The organism is Streptomyces sp. CB02058 (assembly GCF_001905505.1).
Taxonomy (GTDB): domain Bacteria; phylum Actinomycetota; class Actinomycetes; order Streptomycetales; family Streptomycetaceae; genus Streptomyces.
Map to the genome: position 1 here is coordinate 919,441 of NZ_LIPG01000001.1, position 18,181 is coordinate 937,621.

20 protein-coding genes are annotated in these 18,181 nt (G+C 71.7%); 12 read left to right on the forward strand and 8 right to left on the reverse strand.

The features are described from left to right. The first annotated feature begins 21 nt into the window (after positions 1 to 21). Positions 22 to 1,101 carry a succinyl-diaminopimelate desuccinylase gene (gene dapE, locus AMK10_RS04355; protein ID WP_073746044.1) on the forward strand — a complete coding sequence of 360 codons (1,080 nt, stop codon included), beginning with the start codon at positions 22 to 24 and terminating at the stop codon, positions 1,099 to 1,101. A gap of 85 nt (positions 1,102 to 1,186) precedes the next feature. Beyond that, positions 1,187 to 1,972, forward strand: coding sequence for a TIGR00730 family Rossman fold protein (locus AMK10_RS04360; RefSeq protein ID WP_073744900.1), 786 nt, complete (start codon positions 1,187 to 1,189; stop codon positions 1,970 to 1,972). A 132-nt stretch (positions 1,973 to 2,104) separates the two neighbouring features. On the opposite strand, the gene folP is transcribed toward AMK10_RS04360, so the two are convergent. Next, the gene (folP, locus tag AMK10_RS04365) at positions 2,105 to 2,977 is read right to left on the reverse strand and encodes a dihydropteroate synthase (RefSeq protein WP_073744902.1); all 873 of its coding nucleotides are present in this window, start codon (positions 2,975 to 2,977) and stop codon (positions 2,105 to 2,107) included. Between the two features lie 96 nt (positions 2,978 to 3,073). Between folP and AMK10_RS04370 the strand changes: the two genes are divergently transcribed. Both AMK10_RS04370 and AMK10_RS04375 read left to right on the forward strand, forming a co-directional pair. Continuing rightward, positions 3,074 to 3,466 (forward strand): DivIVA domain-containing protein, encoded by a 393-nt coding sequence (locus tag AMK10_RS04370; protein ID WP_198959646.1) that lies wholly within the window; start codon positions 3,074 to 3,076, stop codon positions 3,464 to 3,466. Then, a complete protein-coding gene (locus AMK10_RS04375) occupies positions 3,463 to 4,047 on the forward strand; it encodes a DNA-3-methyladenine glycosylase I (protein ID WP_073744904.1) in 585 nt (194 codons plus the stop codon). Before AMK10_RS04370 ends, AMK10_RS04375 begins: the two co-directional genes overlap by 4 nt. Positions 4,048 to 4,077: 30 nt before the next feature. Here AMK10_RS04375 and AMK10_RS04380 read toward each other — a convergent pair whose 3' ends face one another. Continuing rightward, positions 4,078 to 4,887, reverse strand: coding sequence for an enoyl-CoA hydratase/isomerase family protein (locus AMK10_RS04380; RefSeq protein WP_073744906.1), 810 nt, complete (start codon positions 4,885 to 4,887; stop codon positions 4,078 to 4,080). Positions 4,888 to 5,201: 314 nt separating this feature from the next. Between AMK10_RS04380 and AMK10_RS04385 the strand changes: the two genes are divergently transcribed. Continuing rightward, positions 5,202 to 5,369 carry a DUF3117 domain-containing protein gene (locus AMK10_RS04385; RefSeq protein ID WP_018105485.1) on the forward strand — a complete coding sequence of 56 codons (168 nt, stop codon included), beginning with the start codon at positions 5,202 to 5,204 and terminating at the stop codon, positions 5,367 to 5,369. Positions 5,370 to 5,488: 119 nt separating this feature from the next. Here the strand turns inward: AMK10_RS04385 and AMK10_RS04390 are convergent, their stop codons facing one another. Further along, a complete protein-coding gene (locus AMK10_RS04390; protein ID WP_073744908.1) occupies positions 5,489 to 6,154 on the reverse strand; it encodes an O-methyltransferase in 666 nt (221 codons plus the stop codon). 177 nt (positions 6,155 to 6,331) lie between these two features. On the opposite strand from AMK10_RS04390, the gene sigE reads away from it, so the two are divergent. The 5 genes from sigE (at position 6,332) to AMK10_RS04415 (ending at position 11,471) form a co-directional block, all read left to right on the forward strand. Then, on the forward strand, positions 6,332 to 7,093 hold the full coding sequence (gene sigE, locus AMK10_RS04395) for an RNA polymerase sigma factor SigE (protein ID WP_198959648.1): 762 nt from the start codon (positions 6,332 to 6,334) through the stop codon (positions 7,091 to 7,093). Continuing rightward, positions 7,090 to 8,052 carry an anti-sigma factor family protein gene (locus AMK10_RS04400; RefSeq protein WP_073744912.1) on the forward strand — a complete coding sequence of 321 codons (963 nt, stop codon included), beginning with the start codon at positions 7,090 to 7,092 and terminating at the stop codon, positions 8,050 to 8,052. The genes sigE and AMK10_RS04400 overlap by 4 nt, the downstream gene beginning before the upstream one ends. A gap of 90 nt (positions 8,053 to 8,142) precedes the next feature. Next, positions 8,143 to 10,095 carry a S1C family serine protease gene (locus AMK10_RS04405; RefSeq protein ID WP_073744915.1) on the forward strand — a complete coding sequence of 651 codons (1,953 nt, stop codon included), beginning with the start codon at positions 8,143 to 8,145 and terminating at the stop codon, positions 10,093 to 10,095. A 119-nt stretch (positions 10,096 to 10,214) separates the two neighbouring features. Then, a complete protein-coding gene (locus AMK10_RS04410; RefSeq protein WP_073744917.1) occupies positions 10,215 to 10,682 on the forward strand; it encodes a sec-independent translocase in 468 nt (155 codons plus the stop codon). Between the two features lie 126 nt (positions 10,683 to 10,808). After that, the gene (locus tag AMK10_RS04415; RefSeq protein ID WP_073744919.1) at positions 10,809 to 11,471 is read left to right on the forward strand and encodes a hypothetical protein; all 663 of its coding nucleotides are present in this window, start codon (positions 10,809 to 10,811) and stop codon (positions 11,469 to 11,471) included. Positions 11,472 to 11,539: 68 nt separating this feature from the next. On the opposite strand, the gene AMK10_RS04420 is transcribed toward AMK10_RS04415, so the two are convergent. The 3 genes from AMK10_RS04420 to AMK10_RS04430 all read right to left on the reverse strand — a co-directional run bounded on the left by AMK10_RS04420 (position 11,540) and on the right by AMK10_RS04430 (position 14,595). Further along, on the reverse strand, positions 11,540 to 12,673 hold the full coding sequence (locus tag AMK10_RS04420) for an Mrp/NBP35 family ATP-binding protein (RefSeq protein ID WP_073744921.1): 1,134 nt from the start codon (positions 12,671 to 12,673) through the stop codon (positions 11,540 to 11,542). A gap of 79 nt (positions 12,674 to 12,752) precedes the next feature. Further along, positions 12,753 to 13,331, reverse strand: a complete 579-nt coding sequence (locus tag AMK10_RS04425; RefSeq protein WP_073744923.1) for a DUF1003 domain-containing protein — start codon at positions 13,329 to 13,331, stop codon at positions 12,753 to 12,755. After that, entirely contained in the window at positions 13,321 to 14,595 is a 1,275-nt protein-coding gene (locus AMK10_RS04430; protein WP_073744925.1) for a magnesium transporter MgtE N-terminal domain-containing protein, read from the reverse strand. Before AMK10_RS04430 ends, AMK10_RS04425 begins: the two co-directional genes overlap by 11 nt. Positions 14,596 to 14,766: 171 nt before the next feature. Between AMK10_RS04430 and AMK10_RS04435 the strand changes: the two genes are divergently transcribed. Beyond that, entirely contained in the window at positions 14,767 to 15,519 is a 753-nt protein-coding gene (locus tag AMK10_RS04435; RefSeq protein WP_073744928.1) for a hypothetical protein, read from the forward strand. An 11-nt stretch (positions 15,520 to 15,530) separates the two neighbouring features. Here AMK10_RS04435 and AMK10_RS04440 read toward each other — a convergent pair whose 3' ends face one another. Together AMK10_RS04440 and AMK10_RS04445 are read right to left on the reverse strand one after the other, a co-directional pair. Then, on the reverse strand, positions 15,531 to 16,046 hold the full coding sequence (locus AMK10_RS04440; protein ID WP_073744931.1) for a hypothetical protein: 516 nt from the start codon (positions 16,044 to 16,046) through the stop codon (positions 15,531 to 15,533). A gap of 12 nt (positions 16,047 to 16,058) precedes the next feature. Next, positions 16,059 to 17,174: a magnesium and cobalt transport protein CorA gene (locus AMK10_RS04445; protein ID WP_073744933.1), complete on the reverse strand. Its 1,116-nt coding sequence runs from the start codon at positions 17,172 to 17,174 to the stop codon at positions 16,059 to 16,061. A gap of 412 nt (positions 17,175 to 17,586) precedes the next feature. Here AMK10_RS04445 and AMK10_RS04450 point away from each other — a divergent pair, with 412 nt between their 5' ends. Next, on the forward strand, positions 17,587 to 18,171 hold the full coding sequence (locus AMK10_RS04450; RefSeq protein WP_073744935.1) for a suppressor of fused domain protein: 585 nt from the start codon (positions 17,587 to 17,589) through the stop codon (positions 18,169 to 18,171). The last annotated feature ends 10 nt before the right edge of the window (positions 18,172 to 18,181 follow it).

An 18,181-nucleotide genomic window follows, 5' to 3' on the forward strand; every position in this document is an offset into this window, starting at 1 on the left:
AAGTCCCTTAGGCTCGTGACCATGGATGGACACTCGCTCGACCTCGCCCTGGACGGCCCGGCGCTCACCGCCCGGCTGGTCGACTTCCCGTCGGTCAGCGGGCAGGAGAAGGACCTCGCCGACGCCATCGAGGCGGCCCTGCGCCCGCTCCCTCACCTGACCGTCGACCGCCACGGGAACAACATCGTGGCGAGGACGCGGCTGGGCCGGGCCGAGCGGATCGTGCTGGCCGGGCACATCGACACCGTGCCGATCGCGGACAACGTGCCGTCCAGGCTCGACGAGAACGGCGTGCTGTGGGGGTGCGGGACCTCCGACATGAAGTCGGGCGTCGCCGTCCAGCTGCGGATCGCGGCGACGGTGCCCGAGCCCAACAGGGACCTCACCTTCATCTTCTACGACAACGAAGAGGTCGCCGCGCACCTCAACGGCCTCGGGCACGTGGCCGACGCGCACCCCGAGTGGCTCGAAGGGGACTTCGCCGTCCTCCTGGAGCCCTCCGACGCGCAGGTCGAGGGCGGCTGCCAGGGCACGATCCGGGTGCACCTGCGGCTGGAGGGGGAGCGGGCCCACTCCGCGCGCAGCTGGATGGGCTCCAACGCGATCCACGCTGCCGCGCCCGTGCTGGCCAGGCTCGCCGCGTACGAACCGCGCCGCCCGGTGATCGACGGCCTGGAGTACCGCGAGGGGCTCAACGCCGTGGGCATCGAGGGCGGCGTCGCCACCAACGTCATCCCGGACTCCTGCACCGTGGTGGTCAACTACCGGTACGCCCCCGACCTCAGCGCCGAGGCGGCCGAAGCCCACGTCCGGGAGGTCTTCGCGGACTGCGGAGTCGTCGAGTTCACCCTCGACGACCACTCCGGCGCCGCGATGCCCGGCCTCTCGCACCCCGCCGCCAAGGCGTTCATGGACGCGGTCGGCGGGACGGCCCAGCCCAAGTTCGGCTGGACCGACGTGTCCCGGTTCGGCGCACTGGGGGTGCCCGCGGTGAATTACGGCCCCGGGGACGCGCTGTTCGCGCACAAGCGGGACGAGCACGTGGCCGTCGACCGGATCACCCACTGCGAGGAGCGCCTCCGCTCCTGGCTCACGAGCTGACTCACGGCATTCCCCTGCGCGTAACCTCCACCGATCTAGGCTGAAGCGACACACGCACATCGCAGGTCGGCGGAGGGAGCAGGTCATGGGCAACCCGGAGGACGCACGGATCCCCGAGGGCGCGCAGATTCCCGAGGGTGCGGTGATGCCGGAGGAACAGCGACTGGGTCCGGTGCTGCGCCGCAGGGACCAGGTCCAGCCCGGCACGACCGATCAGAGGCTGCTGGACTCCGAGGGCGACTCCGAGTGGGTCCACACCGACCCCTGGCGGGTCATGCGGATCCAGTCGGAGTTCGTCGAGGGCTTCGGCGCGCTGGCCGAACTGCCCAGCGCCATCAGCGTCTTCGGCTCCGCCCGCACCCCGGCGGGCGGTCCGGACTACGAGGCGGGCGTGCAGATCGGCAAGGCGCTCGTCGAGGCGGGATTCGCCGTCATCACGGGTGGCGGACCGGGGGCCATGGAGGCGGCGAACAAGGGGGCGCGGGAGGCCAAGGGCGTCTCCGTGGGACTCGGTATCGAGCTGCCCTTCGAGTCCGGCCTGAATCCGCACGTGGACATCGGCGTGAACTTCCGCTACTTCTTCGTCCGCAAGACGATGTTCGTGAAGTACGCGCAGGGCTTCGTCGTCCTGCCCGGCGGCCTGGGCACCCTGGACGAGCTCTTCGAGGCGCTGACCCTGGTGCAGACGGGCAAGGTGACGCGCTTCCCGATCGTCCTGTTCGGCACGGCGTACTGGGGCGGGCTCGTCGACTGGCTGCGGGACACCGTGGTCGCGGGGGGCAAGGCGTCCGAGCGCGACCTGATGCTGTTCCACGTCACGGACGACGTGGACGAGGCGGTCCGGCTGGTGACCAAGGAGGTCGGCCGGTAGGCCGTCTCTTCCGGACCCTGCCGGCTCGTGACGCGTCCGGTCCGAGGCTGCGGGCGGACCCCTGCCGGGGCCGCCCGTTCCCGGGCCGGGGAGGACTCGGGCCGGCCACGCCCGTCCCCGTGCCGGGAGGGCTCAGGCCAGCCCTCGCCGGGCGACCGTCGGGGCCCGGTGACCCGCGATGGACGCCACCATGTCCAGGACCTGACGGGTCTCGGCGACCTCGTGCACCCGGTACACCCGGGCCCCCAGCCACGCCGACACGGCCGTCGTCGCGAGCGTGCCGAGCACGCGTTCCTTGACCGGCTTGTCGAGCGTCTCGCCGACGAAGTCCTTGTTCGAGAGGGACACCAGCACCGGCCAGCCCGTCGCCGCCATCTCGTCCAGGCGGCGCGTCGCCTCCAGCGAGTGCCGGGTGTTCTTCCCGAAGTCGTGACCCGGATCGATCATGATCCCGTCCGGCCTGACCCCCAGCTCCACGGCCCGCTCCGCCAGCCCCAGGGTGACCCGCAGGATGTCCCCCATCACATCGTCGTACGCGATCCGGTGCGGCCGGGTCCGGGGCTCGGCGCCGCCCGCGTGGGTGCAGACGAGCCCCGCTCCGTGGCGCGCGGCCACCTCGGCGAGCTTCGGGTCGACACCGCCCCAGGCGTCGTTCAGCACGTCCGCGCCGGCCTCGCAGACCGCGTCGCCCACATCGTGCCGCCAGGTGTCCACGCTGATCACCACGTCCGGGTGGCGGCGGCGCACCTCGGCGACGAAACCGACCGTGCGGCGTGCCTCCTCCTCGGCGGTGACCTCCTCACCGGGGCCGGCCTTCACCCCGCCGATGTCGATGATCGCGGCGCCGTCGGCGACGGCCTGCTCGACCCGGGAGAGCGCCGGCTCGTCGCGGAACGTCGCGCCCTGGTCGTAGAAGGAGTCGGGAGTCCGGTTCACGATCGCCATGATCACCGGTTCGTCCGGCCCGAATTCCCGCCGCCCCAGCCTGAGCGCCCCGCTTCGCATCCCTGGTTCCTCCTGTAGATCGCCTGCGCCTGCGACCCTAACTGTCAGTGGCGCATGGCACGATCTGACCCGGACAGGTATTCCGCTTCCGGGGAGATGGACGTGTTCTGGTTCTTGCTGCTCACGATGGCCGTGGTCGTGGCCGCGGTCACGCTGGCGGTGGTCGGTGGGGGCGGAAGCGCGGTGCTGCAGGACGTCGAGCCCGAGCGGCTCACCGACCCGCTGCCCGCGAACCGCCCGCTCGGCCGCGCCGACATCGAAGCGATGAGGCTGCCCATGGCCGTGCGCGGCTACCGCATGGCGGATGTGGACGAGGCCCTCGACCGGCTGGCCGCCGAGCTCGCCGAGCGGGACGCCCACATCGCCGAGCTGGAGTCGGCGCTCGCCGGTGCCCAGGCGACGGCGGTGACGGGGCCCGACCTCTTCAAGCGCCCCGGCGAGCCGCTCACCGGCGAGAACGGGCCGCAGGGCGAGGAGGGCGAGAGGTGAGCGGGGCCGAACCGGCGGCGGACGGACGCCTGCGCTGCCCCTGGGGCCTGTCCACCGAGGACTACCTCGCCTATCACGACACCGAGTGGGGCCGGCCCGTCCACGGCGACGACCACCTCTTCGAACGGCTCTGCCTGGAGGCCTTCCAGTCCGGGCTGTCGTGGCTGACGATCCTGCGCCGCCGCGAAGGCTTCCGCAGCGCGTTCGCCGGCTTCAAGATCTCCGCGGTGGCGGAGTTCACCGACGCCGACAAGGAGCGGCTCCTCGCCGACGCCGGGATCATCCGCAACCGCGCGAAGATCGACGCCACGCTCGCCAACGCCAAGGTGCTGGCCGGCTGGGGCGAGGGCGAGCTGGACGCGCTGATCTGGTCGTACGCCCCGGACCCGGCGACCCGCCCCGCCCCCCGCACGCTCGGCGACGTCCCGGCCGTCACCCCGGAGTCCACCGCGCTGGCCAAGGAGCTGAAGAAGCGGTCCATCCGCTTCGTCGGCCCCACCACCGCCTACGCCCTCATGCAGGCCTGCGGTCTGGTCGACGACCACCTGGCCGACTGCGTGGCCCGGGGCGGCGGCAGCTGAGGGCTGTCCCGCAGGGCCACGCCGGCGGCCCTACTTGCCGAGATACTTCGGCGGCTGCTTGGCGAGGAAGGCCTCGACCGCGATCGTGTGGTCCTGCGACGCGCCCGCCCTGGTCTGGAGTTCGTCCTCCTTCTCCAGCGCCTCGGCGAGGCTGTGCGACGCGCCGTACGCCACGGACCTCTTCAGCGCGGCGTAGGCCACCGTGGGGCCGTCCGCCAGTGCCCGGGCCACCGCCAGGGCCTCCTGGGCCAGGTCGGCCGCGGGCACCACCTTGTTGGCGATGCCCAGCTCGTACGCCTCCTGGGCGGAGATCGAGCGGGGGAAGAGGAGCAGGTCCATGGCGCGGCTCGTGCCGATCAGCCGGGGCAGGGTCCAGGAGACGCCCGAGTCGGCGGTCAGCGCCACGCCGGCGAACGAGGTGTTGAAGGCGGCGGTGTCGGCGACCACGCGGTAGTCCGCGGCGAGCGCGAAACCGAAGCCGGCTCCGGCCGCGACCCCGTTGACACCCGCGACCACCGGCTTCTCCATCTCGGTGAGCGCGCGGACGATGGGGTTGTAGTGCTCCCGCACCGTGCTCAGCGCGTCGCCGCCGCCCGACCCGCTCGCCTCGGCGAGCTTGGAGACGTGCTCCTTGAGGTCCTGGCCGACGGAGAAGGCGCGCCCGGTGGCGGTGAGCAGAACCGCCCGCACGGCGGGATCGTCCGCCACCGTCAGGAGCGCGTCGCGGAGCGCGACCTTGGCGGCGGTGTTCATGGCGTTCATCGCGTCGGGGCGATTGATCGTGATCGTCGCGAGTCCGTCGCTCACATCGGTGAGCACGGTGTCGGCCGGGTCGGCCATCGCTGGGTCTCCTTCGGGCTCCGGCATTGTGCCTGTCCAGGCCAGCATGGCGGACTTCCGGCGAGCCGGACATGTGACCTGCGTCTAACGATTGGCTCTCGGCTGGGGGCCGGGGGCGGCGCAGTATCGCAGCCGGATCGCCGAATTGGGTGGTTTTGAGAAAGCGCGTTGCGCAAGCGATGCCGACCGATGTTGGTCATCGGGGTCTTTGATGCGGGATAATGCGTAGGAAGCATTGTGTTCGACGCCGGTGAGGCAGCGCCTGTCATGGAGCCGCCGGCTGCGATGAGCTGGTTTCAGGAAGGGGAACGAGCATGGCGGCCATGAAGCCGCGGACGGGCGACGGCCCGCTCGAGGTGACAAAGGAGGGGCGGGGCATCGTCATGCGCGTTCCGCTCGAAGGCGGCGGTCGGCTTGTCGTCGAGCTGACTCCGGACGAGGCCGACGCACTCGGCGACGCACTCAAGCAGGTCGTCGGCTGAGGCGCGAGCGCCCACACTTCACCACTGCCCCGGCACGGGTTCCGTGCCGGGGCAGTGGTGCGTCAGGGACCGGGCGCGACCGGGCCGCGCCAGGACACGGCCGGACGGCGGGGACGCGGTCAGCCGCGCCGCACCGCGCACAGCAGTCCGTCGCCCACCGGCAGCAGGGTCGCCATGAGCTCCTGGCTCTCGCGCACCGCCCGCAGCAGCTCGCGCAGGCGCAGCACCTCGGCCGGCTGCGCGGCGGAGTCGATCGTGCGGCCGTCGGCGAAGACGCCCTCGAAGCAGACCAGGCCGCCGGGTCGTAGCAGGCGCAACGATTCAGCGAGGCAGTCCAGGCTCTCCAGCCGGTCGCCGTCGCAGAAGACGAGGTCGTAACCGCCGTCCGCGAGCCTGGGCAGTACGTCGAGGGCGCGCCCCGGGATGAAGCGAGCCCGGTTCGTGGCGAAGCCTGCCGCGCGGAACGCCTCACGGGCGAACTGCTGGCGCTCGGGTTCCGGGTCGACGGTGGTCAGTACGCCGTCCGGGCGCATGCCCTGGAGCAGATAGATGCCGGACACGCCGGTTCCGGTGCCGATCTCGGCCACCGCCTTGGCGTCCGCCGTGGCGGCGAGCAGGCGCAGTGCCGCGCCGGTGCCCGAGGACACCGGGCGGAGCCCTGACTCCTCGGCCCGGTCCCGCGCCCAGAGCAGAGCTTCTTCCTCGGCGACAAAGGCGTCGGCGAATGCCCAGCTCGTCTGCCGGTTGGCGGTAATGACCCTCTCCTGTCCCCGTAGTTCGCGCAACGGTGACTGTATCCGCTGGACCCGGGAACCCGCAGATGGGACCAGGCGTTAGGAGGGGGCAGAGGGGAACACCTGGACCGGGCCGTGGGGCCGGGCCCGGAATGTGCCTCTTGCCCCCGGCGGGACCGGGGCACCAGCAGGGAAAAGGCTTATCCGGAGCTAACGGGCGAGGTGGCTATGGTAGGGGCTCCACTGGACACCACCAGAGCCGATAGGGGAGGTGCGGCTGCGCCTGTGGATCGGGGAGGAGTGCTGCGGCGCTTTCTCAGGTCGGCGGGTGAGCCGAAATCCGTGACCAACATTGCTGACCGTTCTTCCAACGATTCCGCACCGACCGCGACCTTCGCCTCAGATGCGGATTCTCAGGCGTGGACCCCGCCCTCATGGGAAGAGATCGTCAGCACGCACAGCGCCCGGGTGTACCGCCTGGCCTACCGGCTGACGGGCAACCAGCACGACGCCGAGGACCTCACCCAGGAAGTCTTCGTCCGCGTCTTCCGGTCGCTGTCGACCTACACGCCCGGCACCTTCGAGGGCTGGCTGCACAGGATCACGACGAATCTCTTCCTGGACATGGTCCGCCGCAAGCAGCGGATCCGCTTCGACTCGCTCGGCGACGACGCGGCCGAGCGACTGCCGAGCCGTGAGCCGTCTCCGCAGCAGGTCTTCAACGACACGCACTTCGACGCGGACGTCCAGCAGGCGCTGGACACCCTCGCACCCGAATTCCGTGCCGCCGTCGTACTCTGCGACATCGAGGGCCTCTCCTACGAGGAGATCGCCGCGACGCTCGGCGTCAAGCTGGGCACGGTGCGCAGCCGCATCCACCGCGGCCGCTCGCACCTGCGCAAGGCACTCCAGCACCGTTCGCCCGAGGCTCGCGCCGAGCAGCGTTCCCTGGCGGACGCGGTCCTGGCAGGGGAGGGCGGAACGGCGTGAGCGGCACAGGTCCGACCCCCGCGGAGCAGCATCTCGGGGACCGGCTCGCCGCGCTTGTCGACGGCGAGCTCAAACACGACGCCCGTGAGCGGGTCCTCGCGCATCTGGCGACCTGTTCCCGGTGCAAGGCCGAGGCCGACGCCCAGCGGCGGCTGAAGAGCGCCTTCGCGACGTCCGCGGCCCCGTCCCCCTCCGAGGGGTTCCTCGCCCGTCTCCAGGGCCTCCCCGGAGGCTCCGGCGCCGACGACGACGGCTCGGACGGCCCCTTCGGCGGCGGCCGGCGCTTCGGCGACGGCATCTTCCCCGTCATGCAGCCCGGCAGCAGCCCCGACTCCGGACGCTCGCCGCTGGACGGCTTCGGATATCTCCCCACGGCCCACGGCTCGACCGCCGTGCTCCCGGGCGGATCGTCCGGCCGCGGCTTCCGTATCCACGACGTCGGCCGCGAGGCCGACCGTTCGCCCTGGCGCGCCCGGCGCTTCGCGTTCGCCGCGGCCAGTGCCGTCTCGTTCGCCGCCATCGCGCTCGGAGGCGCCCTCCCTCTCGACTACAGCCCCGAGGCGCCGCTCAGCGCCGAGGGCGCGAGCAGCGGCACGACCCCGCTCGACGCCCAGGAGCGGACCGGCAGCGCCAGTGCCGCCGCCAGTCGCAGCGGTGGTGGCGCCCTCGCGGTGGGAGACAGCCGGACCGGGCCCGGAACACCCGCGCCCTCCTCGTCGGCACAGCCGGCGCTGGCCCCGGCGCCCTCCCTGCTCAGCACCTCGGCCTTCACCGGGGGCACCTACACCTTCCCCGTGCTGAACGTGTCCGTGCCGCCGCTCATACGCCCGACCGACGCCGGCCCGCTCTACTCCGGGTCGCCCGCCGGGGGAGCGGACCCGCAGCCGGCCACGCCGTCCGCGACGGCCTCCGCACCGCCGGTTTACGACCGCGCGATGCCGCTTTCCCCGCTGCGCTGACCAGGAGCCTGCGCACCGATTCGCAAACCTGGTTGAATTCCGGGAGGGACGCCTCTGTGGGGGCGCGCAAGGGCCAGTTGCGGGGAGAGCATGGACGACGGTAAGCCCAGCGGGCCGAAGACGAAGTGGTGGAGCCGTCCCTCGACGGGACGGTCCGGCCAGGCCGGTCCGGAGGGCGCCGCGACAGCAGCCGATCCGGGGCAGGAAGCGGCCGGCCGTACGGGGACGGACGCGGCCACCGCGCCCGGGTCCGCCGGCGAGGACTACACGCCCGCGCCCCCGGCCGCCGCCGCGCCGGACGCCGGGCCCGAGGACTACAGGCCCGCCCCGCCCGCCACCGATCGGACCGCCACCGCGCCGCCCGCCACCGAGCCCGAGGACTACACGCCCGGGCCTCCGGCCGCCGCCGAGCCGGAGGCCCGCCCCGTGCCCCGTGCGCAGCCGCTGCACGCGCCCGACGCCTACAGCACCCCGCCCTACGGCGGCCCGGGGCCCTGGGCGCCCGCGCCGCCCGTACAGCGCCCGGTGGCCACCCCGGCGCACGGCACGCCCGTACCTCCGCCGTACGAGGGGACGAACGGTCACGGCACGCCCGTACCTCCGCCGTACGCGGGCACGGAAGGTCACGGCGCGCCCGTGCCCCCGCCGTACGAGGGGACGAACGGTCACGGCGCGCCCGTGCCCCCACCGTACGCGGGCACGAACGGTCACGGCGCGCCCGTGCCCCCGCCGTTGCCGCATCAGCAGCAGCACACCGCGCCCCGGCCCGCGCAGTCCCCGGAGCACGGTCAGCAGCCCCAGCCCGGTCCGGAGTCGCAGCAGCCCTCGCAGTGGCTGCGATACGACCCCTGGGGCGCGCCCCAGCAGGGGCCGCAGGCCCAGCAGCCCCTGAGCCACCCAGGACCCGTCCAGGGGGCCGAGGACAGACCGCGCAGGAGCCGCCGGGGGTCCGTCCTCGTCGGTGCCGCGCTGCTGGCCCTCGTCGCGGGAGGGATAGGCGGCGGGATCGGCGCCTATGTCGAGCGCAACGGCGGCCTCACCTCGGTCGAGCTCCCCCAGGCGGGCCTCGACAGCGGCGGCCGTGCCCCCGACAGCGTCGCCGGCATCGCCGCCAGCGCGCTGCCCAGCGTCGTCACCCTGCACGTCAGCGGCTCCGCCGAGTCGGGCACCGGCACCGGCTTCGTCCTCGACGACAAGGGCCACATCCTCACCAACAACCACGTGGTCGCCCCCGCTGGCTCCAGCGGCGACATCACCGTCACCTTCAGCGGCGGTGAGAGCGCCTCCGCCGAGATCGTGGGCAAGGACAGCGGATACGACCTGGCCGTGGTCAAGGTGACCGGCGTGTCCGGGCTCAAGCCGCTGCCGCTCGGCAACTCCGACAACGTGCGGGTCGGCGACCCGGTGGTGGCCATCGGCGCCCCCTTCGACCTGTCCAACACGGTCACGTCCGGGATCATCAGCGCCAAGCAGCGGCCCATCACCGCCGGCGGCGAGAAGGGCGACGGCACCGACGTCAGTTACGTCGACGCCCTGCAGACCGACGCCCCGATCAACCCGGGCAACTCCGGCGGGCCGCTGGTCGACTCCAAGGCCCGCGTCATCGGCATCAACAGCGCCATCCGCGCCGCCGACAGCGCGTCAGGTCTCGACGGCGGCCAGTCGGGCTCCATCGGCCTCGGTTTCGCGATACCGATCAACCAGGGCAAGCGGGTCGCCGAGGAACTGATCAACACCGGCAAGGCCACCCACCCCGTGATCGGCGTCACGCTGGACATGGAGTTCACGGGTGACGGGGCCAAGGTGGGAGGCAAGGCCACCGACGGCGGCTCGGCCGTCACCGAAGGGGGCCCGGCGGCGAAGGCGGGCATCCGATCGGGCGACGTCATCACCGAGGTGGAGGGCCAGCGCGTGCACAGCGGCGAGGAGCTGATCGTCAAGATCCGGGCCCACCGGCCGGGCGACCAGCTGGACCTGCGGCTGACCCGCGGCGGTAAAGACCTGTCCATGACTTTGACGCTGGGGTCGGCGAGCGGCACCTGACGGCCACCGGCAGGTACCGTCCGGACAGCTTCGCCGGGTACCGTGGAGCGGCCCGGGCCCTGACGACCTGGCGGCGGAGACCACGCGGAGAACACGCAGAGAACACGAGGAGCAGCAAGGTGTTCAATGACATAGGCGCACTCGAGCTGCTGACGCTCGTGGTTCTCGCCGTGCTCGTATTCGGCCCGGAGAAGCTCCCGAAGGTCATCCAGGACGTCACGCGCACGATCCGCAAGATCCGCGAGTTCTCGGACAGCGCCAAGGAAGACATCCGCTCGGAGCTCGGCCCGCAGTTCAAGGACTTCGAGTTCGAGGACCTCAACCCCAAGACCTACCTCCGCAAGCAGCTCGCGGACGGCAAGGACGAGCTGGGGATCAAGGAGATCCGCGAGAGCTTCGACCTCCGCAAGGAGATGGCCGACGTCACCGACGCGGTGAACGGCCGTGAGAGCGCGTCCTCCGCCTCCGCCGGAACCGCGGCGGCTGCCGCGTCCGGTGCCGCCGCCGCGGGGGCGCCCGACCTGCTCAAGAAGCCCGCGCAGCCCGCCAAGGACGAGCGCCCGCCCTTCGACGCAGACGCCACCTGAGACCCGTCAATCCCGACTCGTCCGGACGGTATGGCTATTCTCCATCTGTCCGGTTGCGAGGTTGCCCATGCCCACGGGGGGAGGGCCGCTCCGGATCAGTGCAAGATCGAGGAGGCGGCCGGGCAGATGGAGACGACGAGTCGGGCAGGGGCGGACGGTGCGCCCAGCGCAGTCACCGCAGAGGGGGTGCCGGCGACCCGGCGTACTGTCGACGGCTATCTGAAGGCGCCGTTCCCCTGGTACGGGCTGGACGGGGCCTTCACGGGCCCGCGCTGGCTGATGCAGGTCACCGCCGCGGCGGACGACACGGTGCAGCACGGTTCCACCGGACACGGTGAGGAGCCGGTCGTACGGGCCGACGCCGGGGCGGAGAAGGCGCGTTTCGCGGTGGTCGTGACCGTGGGCAGCAGTCCCGTGCGGGACAGCGACGACGGGCTGGGGGTGCTGGACGCCACCACGGTCTCGTCCGCGGCCTGGCTGGCCGGCTCGGGCCTGCTGGACTGCACCTGGCCCCCGCAGATGGACCACACGCTGCGTGGCGAATGGCTGAACCAGCAGACGGAGACCGCGTTCGAGCTCGCCGACGACCTGGGCCGGGCGCCCTGGTCGACGCTCTCGCTCCCGGTGGACGGCGTGCCGGTGGAGTTCCACTACCGCGAGTCGGAGTTCGGCTGGGTCCTCGCGGGCTCCGCCCCCGACGGGGTGCACATCGGGGCGTACGGACGCGGCATGAGCGCGTACGGCCTGGGCTTCGCGGTGATCGGCGACATCGCGTCGTACGAGAACTGAGCAACACGCACACGCACGAGCGGGCGGGGACGGCCTCCTGAAGAGGCCGTCCCCGCCCGCTCGGACGCTCAGAACTTGTTGCGCGGGGTGAGACCCAGCGACATGCCGGACAGGCCGCGCTGACGGCCGCTCAGCTTCTCCGCGATGGACCGCAGGGCCGAGCCCGCGGGGGAGTCGGGGTCGGACAGGACGACGGGCTTGCCCTCGTCGCCGCCCTCCCGCAGCCGTACGTCGATCGGGATGGACCCGAGGACCGGCACCTCGGCACCGACCGTCCGCGTCAGCCCGTCGGCGACCCGCTGACCGCCGCCCGAACCGAACACGTCGACCATCTCGTCGCAGTGCGGGCACGGCATGCCCGACATGTTCTCGACGACGCCGACGATCTTCTGGTGGGTCTGCACCGCGATGGAGCCGGCCCGCTCGGCGACCTCGGCCGCTGCCTGCTGCGGGGTCGTGACGACCAGGATCTCGGCGTTGGGCACGAGCTGCGCCACGGAGATCGCGATGTCACCGGTGCCCGGCGGCAGGTCGAGCAGCAGGACGTCCAGGTCGCCCCAGTACACATCGGCGAGGAACTGCTGGAGAGCGCGGTGCAGCATGGGGCCGCGCCACACCACCGGGGCGTTGCCCGGGGTGAACATCCCGATGGAGATGACCTTCACGCCGTGCGAGGACGGCGGCATGATCATGTTCTCGACCTGGGTGGGCTTGCCGTCGGCGCCGAGCATCCGGGGCACGCTGTGCCCGTAGATGTCCGCGTCGACCACGCCGACCTTGAGTCCGTCCGCCGCCATGGCCGCCGCGAGGTTCACCGTCACCGACGACTTGCCGACGCCGCCCTTGCCGGACGCGACCGCGTAGACCCGGGTCAGGGAGCCGGGCTTGGCGAAGGGCACCTCCCGCTCCGCCGTGCCGCCGCGCAGCGCGGACGCGAGCTCCTTGCGCTGCTCGTCACTCATCACGTCGAGCGTGACCTCGACCCGCGACACGCCCTCGACGCGGGCCACCGCGTCGGTCACGTTCTTGGTGATCGTCTCGCGCATCGGGCAGCCGGAGACCGTGAGATACACGGTGACAGCGACTACACCGTCAGGATCGATCTCGACCGACTTCACCATGCCCAGCTCGGTGATCGGTCGGTGGATCTCCGGGTCGTTCACTGTCGCCAGTGCTTCGCGCACCGCGTCTTCCGTAGCCATACATCGATAGTACGGTGCGCGCGCAGCGCTCCTCGGAAGGGTGGTGGCGGGCGACGGGAGGGAGGTACGGCGCCGGTCCCTACGGGCGGGTAGCCCCTCCGCGGTCGCCTTCGTCACTCTCGGCGGGCAGGAACATCCGGCGCTCCTCCATGTCCTTCACCAGGGCCTCCAGCTCCGAGCGGATCCAGTCGCGCGTCGCCACCTCGCCGAGGCCCATGCGGAGCGCGGCGATCTCCCTGCTGAGGAACTCGGTGTCGGCGATGGAGCGCTCGTTCTGCTTGCGGTCCTGCTCGTGGGTGACCCGGTCGCGGTCGTCCTGGCGGTTCTGCGCGAGCAGGATGAGCGGGGCCGCGTAGGAGGCCTGGAGGGACAGCATCAGCGTCAGGAAGATGAACGGGTACTCGTCGAACCGCAGGTCCGGCGGCGCGAAGATGTTCCACACCACCCACAGGATGATGATCAGCGTCATCCAGACGATGAACCGTCCGGTGCCCAGGAAGCGGGCGATGCGCTCGGAGAACCGGCCGAACGCCTCGGGGTCGTACTCGGGCAGCAGCCGGCGCCTGGGCGCCTTCGGCTGGTCGAGCCGGGGCCGAGGGGGGCGCACGATGCCCGAGGCGCCCGTCGGCACGGCCCTCGCACGGTCCTCAGCGGCCACCGGCGATCCCCTCCTCGCCCTGGAAGTCGGTCTCGCGCCAGTCCTCGGGGAGCAGGTGGTCCAGCACGTCGTCGACGGTCACCGCGCCCAGCAGCGAGCCGCTCTCGTCCACCACCGGCACCGAGACCATGTTGTACGCCGCCAGATAGCTCGTCACTGCGGGCAGCGGGGTGTCCGGCGCCAGTGGCACGAGATCGCTGTCGACGATCGAGCTGACCAGGGTGTACGGGGGATCGCGCAGCAGCCGCTGGAAGTGCACGGTGCCCAGATACTTCCCGGTGGGCGTCTCGTCCGGCGACCGGCAGACGTACACCTGGGCGGCGAGCGCGGGGGAGAGGTCCTGCTGACGGACGCGGGCCAGGGCGTCCGCGACGGTCGCGTCGGGCCGCAGGATGATCGGCTCCGTCGTCATCAGCCCGCCCGCCGTGCGCTCCTCGTACGACAGCAGGCGCCGCACATCGGCCGCGTCGTCCGGGCGCATCAGGGCCAGCAGCCGCTCCTTGTCGGCCTCGGGGAGCTCCGAGAGGAGGTCCGCCGCGTCGTCCGGGTCCATCGCCTCCAGGACGTCGGCCGCGCGGTCCTCCTCCAGCTTGCCGAGGATCTCCACCTGGTCGTCCCCGGGGAGCTCCTCCAGGACGTCCGCCAGCCGGTCGTCGTCCAGGGCCGCGGCGACCTCGGCCCGGCGCTTGGGCGTCAGATGGTGCATGGCGTTGGCGACATCGGTCGGGCGCAGCCGCTCGAAGGTCGCCACCAGGCTCTCGGCGCCCTGCCCGTGCTCCTCCAGCGAGAAGCCGCTGATGGCCGACCACTCCACCGTCAGCGTCTCGCCCTTGCGGCGCAGCGCGCCGCCGCGTCCCTTGCGTACGAAGAACTTGTCGATCTCCCAGTCGCGGCGGGCCGGGAGCTGCTGGATGGCGACGTCGAGGACGGTCACCTCCTCGTCCGTCTCCGTGAGACGGACCCGCCGGTCGAGGAACTCACCGAGGACGAGTCGCTCGGTCGGACGCTGCTCGAAGCGCCGCATGTTGACGACACCGGTGGTGATGACCTGGCCCGACTCCACCCCCGTCACCCGGGTCATCGGCACGAAGATGCGCCGCCGGCTCACGACCTCGACGACCATGCCGAGCAGCCGCGGCGGCCTGCCGCCCACCCGGAGCATCGCCACCAGGTCGCGGACCCGGCCGACCTGGTCGCCATTGGGGTCGAACACCGGTACGCCGGAGAGGTGCGAGACGAAAACCCTGGGAGCGCCTGCCGCCATCCTGTGCGCCTCCCTCGTCCCCCGCGTCCTCCTTTGCCGTGATCAGGCTAGCCCGTACCGGTCCGGGGCGCCTCGGCGGACCGTCCGTGAGGAGCTCTGCCGAACGGCGTACGCGGCACGGGTACGCTGCCGTCTGCCACCCCCAGACACACAGATGAGAGGCAGTGCGCCGTGACCTCTTCCGCCCCGGCCGTCCGGGCCCGTAGCCGGACCGTTTTCGCCGTGGTGCTCTGCGCGGGGCTCACCACCGCGCTCACGGCCTGCGCGGGCGAGGACCCGGACAAGGGGACCAACGGCGTCGGCAAGCTGACCGCCGCACAGATCGACAAGAAGGCGCGGGCCGCCGCCGATGCCGCCGCCGCCGTCCGGCTGACGGGCAAGCTGGTCAGCAAGGGCGGCACGTACACCCTGAACATGCAGCTCAGCAGCAAGGGCGGCACGGGTTCGGTCACCTCTAAGCAGAACACCTTCGCGCTGCTGCGGATCGGTGACGAGCTCTATCTCAAGGCCGACGCGGGCTTCTGGAAGGACGAGAAGGCCGACGACGAGAGCGACCAGGCCGCCGACAAGCTCCAGGGCAAGTTCGTCAAGGTCCCCGAGGACGATCCCACCTACGAGCAACTGCGCGGCTTCACGGAGAAGAAGACGTTGCTCGACGGGATGCTCGCCCTGCACGGCAAGGTCAACAAGGGCGACCGGGACACGGTCGGCGGGGTGCGCACCGTGCAGATCATGGGCGGGAAGGGTGAGGGAGGCGCGCTGGACGTCTCCCTGGAGGGCACTCCGTACCCCCTGCGTGTGGCACGCGGCGGGGGCGGCGGCACGATCAGGCTCGCCGACTGGGGCAGGACGTTCCCGCTGGAGGCCCCGGCCGAGGACGACACCGTGGACTACGGCGGCGAGCTGCCCAGGTCCTCCGGCTGACCCCGGGGGCCTCAGCGCCTCCGGCGGCGCTTCAGCAGCAGCCGGGGCAGTGCGGCGGGCGCCGTCCGCCGTGTCGTCGCCCCGGTGGGCAGCGGCGGCGCGGCCAGCGAGGTGTCCGGCAGGTCGGTGCTGGAGGCGCCGGGCGTCAGCCGTACGACCCGGCACTCACGCGCCCAGCGCTCGGTGAGCTGTTCGGCGTCCGGGGCGTTCAGCCGCTTGCCCTTGAGCTCGGCGACCGCCGCCTCCCACTCCTCGGAGTGCGGCTCCAGGACGGCGACGCCGGCGGTCCAGGCCACGAGCCTGCCGCCCTTGTCCTTGCTGCGCACGGTCACCTCGGCGGTGGCGCCGGCGTCCAGACCCGCGGGGAGCGGCTGCTCCCCGGGGCCGTCCCCGACGAGCACGGCCGCACCCTCGTGCCACACGTGCCACAGAGCCCGGGAGGGGCCGGAGCCCCGCACCCAGACGAGGCCGGACTTCTTGGTGGCCTCCTCGACGAGAGCCCGGGACAGCAACGCGTCAGCAGTCATGCCCGAACTGTATTAGAGCCAGCCGTTGCGCTTGAGCGTGCGGTGGATGGAGAAACAGACGACGCCGATGAGCGCCAGCACCATCGGATAGCCGTACGTCCACCGCAGTTCGGGCATGTGCTCGAAGTTCATGCCGTAGACCCCGCAGATCATCGTCGGTACGGCGATGATGGCCGCCCAGGACGTGATCTTGCGCATGTCCTCGTTCTGCGTGACGGTCGCCTGCGCGAGGTTGGCCTGGAGGATAGAGTTCAGCAGCTCGTCGAAGCCGATGACCTCCTCGTGCACCCTGGCCAGGTGGTCCGCCACGTCACGGAAGTAGTTCTGGATGTCGGGGTCGATCAGCCGCATCGGACGCTCGCTCAGCAGCTGCATCGGCCGCAGCAGCGGTGACACCGCCCGCTTGAACTCCAGCACCTCACGCTTGAGCTGGTAGATCCGGCCGGCGTCCGAGCCGCGCGCGCCGCCCTTCGCCGGGGTGGAGAACACGTCGATCTCCACCTCGTCGATGTCGTCCTGCACCGACCCCGCCACCGCGATGTAGCCGTCGACGACATGGTCGGCGATGGAGTGCAGCACGGCGGAGGGGCCCTTGGCGAGCAGCTCGGGGTCCTCCTGGAGGCGGTGGCGCAGCGCGCGCAGCGAGCCCTGCCCGCCGTGCCGGACGGTGATGACGAAGTCCCGGCCGGTGAAGCACATCACCTCGCCGGTCTCGACTACCTCGCTGGTCGCGGTCAGCTCGGCGTGCTCGACGTAGTGGATCGTCTTGAAGACCGTGAAGAGCGTGTCGTCGTAGCGCTCCAGCTTGGGCCGCTGGTGGGCGTGGACGGCGTCCTCCACGGCGAGCGGGTGCAGCCCGAACTCCCGGGCGATACCGGCGAATTCCTCCTCCGTCGGCTCGTGCAGGCCGATCCAGGCGAAGCCGCCGTCCTCCCGTACCCGCAGCATCGCCTCACGCGGGGTCTGGCAGGCGCCCTCGGTGACCCGGCGTCCGTCGCGGTAGACCGCGCAGTCGACAACGGCGCTGGAGGCGGAGGGGTCACGGGTGGTGTCGTACGTGCTGTACGGGGTGTTGCTCTTGCGCAGGGACGGGCGCACGGCGGCGCGCAGGTCACGGATCATCGACATGGCTGGCTCCTCTTCACGGAGGGCCGTCGGCGGGGGCGTGGAACAGCCCGGAATGGGGACGTGCGCTCACGTCCGCAAAGCGGGCGGCACCGCGCGGGCACGATGACGGCGTTCGCTACAGACAGGCAAAAACGAGGGGCTCTTCCGGTGCGCGAACTGCCGTGGTGACGTCGGGAAGGAGCGTCAGATCACAGAAGGAAGGCGTCGTGCGGAAGAGCGGTTGGTACTGCACGGTCGACTTGGATCCACCGCAGCCCCACCTCCTCCGGCCGGTCCCCCGTGGGGGATCACGTGTTGTCAGGACTGAGAGCGACGCTTCTGCGTGCTGTCCCGACCGACGGCCCAGGCTATCAGTCCGACTCGGGGCCAATCCCTTCCTTTGCCCGTTCACAACGCGTTCTATGCTCGCGGCATGGGAGAAATTCTTGATCTGGTCGAGGCCCGGCTCCGTACGGCGCTCGGGGAGCCGGACGCGCGCGCCGATGTGACGTTCCTCGGCACGGACCGCATCGAGGTGCTCCGCTTCATCGACGGCGATGTGGTGCGCTACGCCACACTCGGCATGTCGGCCCAGCCGATGGCCGACCCCACCTCGCCGCTCGCCGACCCGGTGAAGGGCCCGCGCGCCGAGCTGGTCCTGTCCGTACGGGTGGGGATCGCCGCGACCGACGAGGTGCTGCGGCCCCTCGCGGTGCTCGCGGCGTCCCCGCAGGTCGAGGGTCTGATCGTGGCTCCGGGGGCGTCCCTGGACCTCGGAAGGCCGCTGTGGACCGGCGCGCCCTTCAGCTCCGTCCTGGTCGCCGAACCGGGCGGCCTGGTCGAGGACCTGGAGCTGGACGCCCCGATGGAGCCGGTGCGCTTCCTGCCGCTGCTGCCGATGACGCACAACGAGGCCGCCTGGAAGCGGGTCAGGGGAGCGCAGGAGCTCCAGGAGCGCTGGCTGTCGCAGGGCACGGACCTGCGGGACCCGCTGCGCGCGTCCGTGGCCCTGGACTGAGGCACCGGCC

Bases quoted from the DNA above. Each gene is read 5' to 3' on its own strand.
- dapE (WP_073746044.1), top strand. From the start codon at position 22: ATGGATGGACACTCGCTCGACCTCGCCCTGGACGGCCCGGCGCTCACC.
- AMK10_RS04360 (WP_073744900.1), top strand. From the start codon at position 1,187: ATGGGCAACCCGGAGGACGCACGGATCCCCGAGGGCGCGCAGATTCCC.
- folP (WP_073744902.1), bottom strand. From the start codon at position 2,977: ATGCGAAGCGGGGCGCTCAGGCTGGGGCGGCGGGAATTCGGGCCGGAC.
- AMK10_RS04370 (WP_198959646.1), top strand. From the start codon at position 3,074: ATGGACGTGTTCTGGTTCTTGCTGCTCACGATGGCCGTGGTCGTGGCC.
- AMK10_RS04380 (WP_073744906.1), bottom strand. From the start codon at position 4,887: ATGGCCGACCCGGCCGACACCGTGCTCACCGATGTGAGCGACGGACTC.
- AMK10_RS04385 (WP_018105485.1), top strand. From the start codon at position 5,202: ATGGCGGCCATGAAGCCGCGGACGGGCGACGGCCCGCTCGAGGTGACA.
- sigE (WP_198959648.1), top strand. From the start codon at position 6,332: ATGGTAGGGGCTCCACTGGACACCACCAGAGCCGATAGGGGAGGTGCG.
- AMK10_RS04405 (WP_073744915.1), top strand. From the start codon at position 8,143: ATGGACGACGGTAAGCCCAGCGGGCCGAAGACGAAGTGGTGGAGCCGT.
- AMK10_RS04415 (WP_073744919.1), top strand. From the start codon at position 10,809: ATGGAGACGACGAGTCGGGCAGGGGCGGACGGTGCGCCCAGCGCAGTC.
- AMK10_RS04420 (WP_073744921.1), bottom strand. From the start codon at position 12,673: ATGGCTACGGAAGACGCGGTGCGCGAAGCACTGGCGACAGTGAACGAC.
- AMK10_RS04430 (WP_073744925.1), bottom strand. From the start codon at position 14,595: ATGGCGGCAGGCGCTCCCAGGGTTTTCGTCTCGCACCTCTCCGGCGTA.
- AMK10_RS04440 (WP_073744931.1), bottom strand. From the start codon at position 16,046: ATGACTGCTGACGCGTTGCTGTCCCGGGCTCTCGTCGAGGAGGCCACC.
- AMK10_RS04445 (WP_073744933.1), bottom strand. From the start codon at position 17,174: ATGTCGATGATCCGTGACCTGCGCGCCGCCGTGCGCCCGTCCCTGCGC.
- AMK10_RS04450 (WP_073744935.1), top strand. From the start codon at position 17,587: ATGGGAGAAATTCTTGATCTGGTCGAGGCCCGGCTCCGTACGGCGCTC.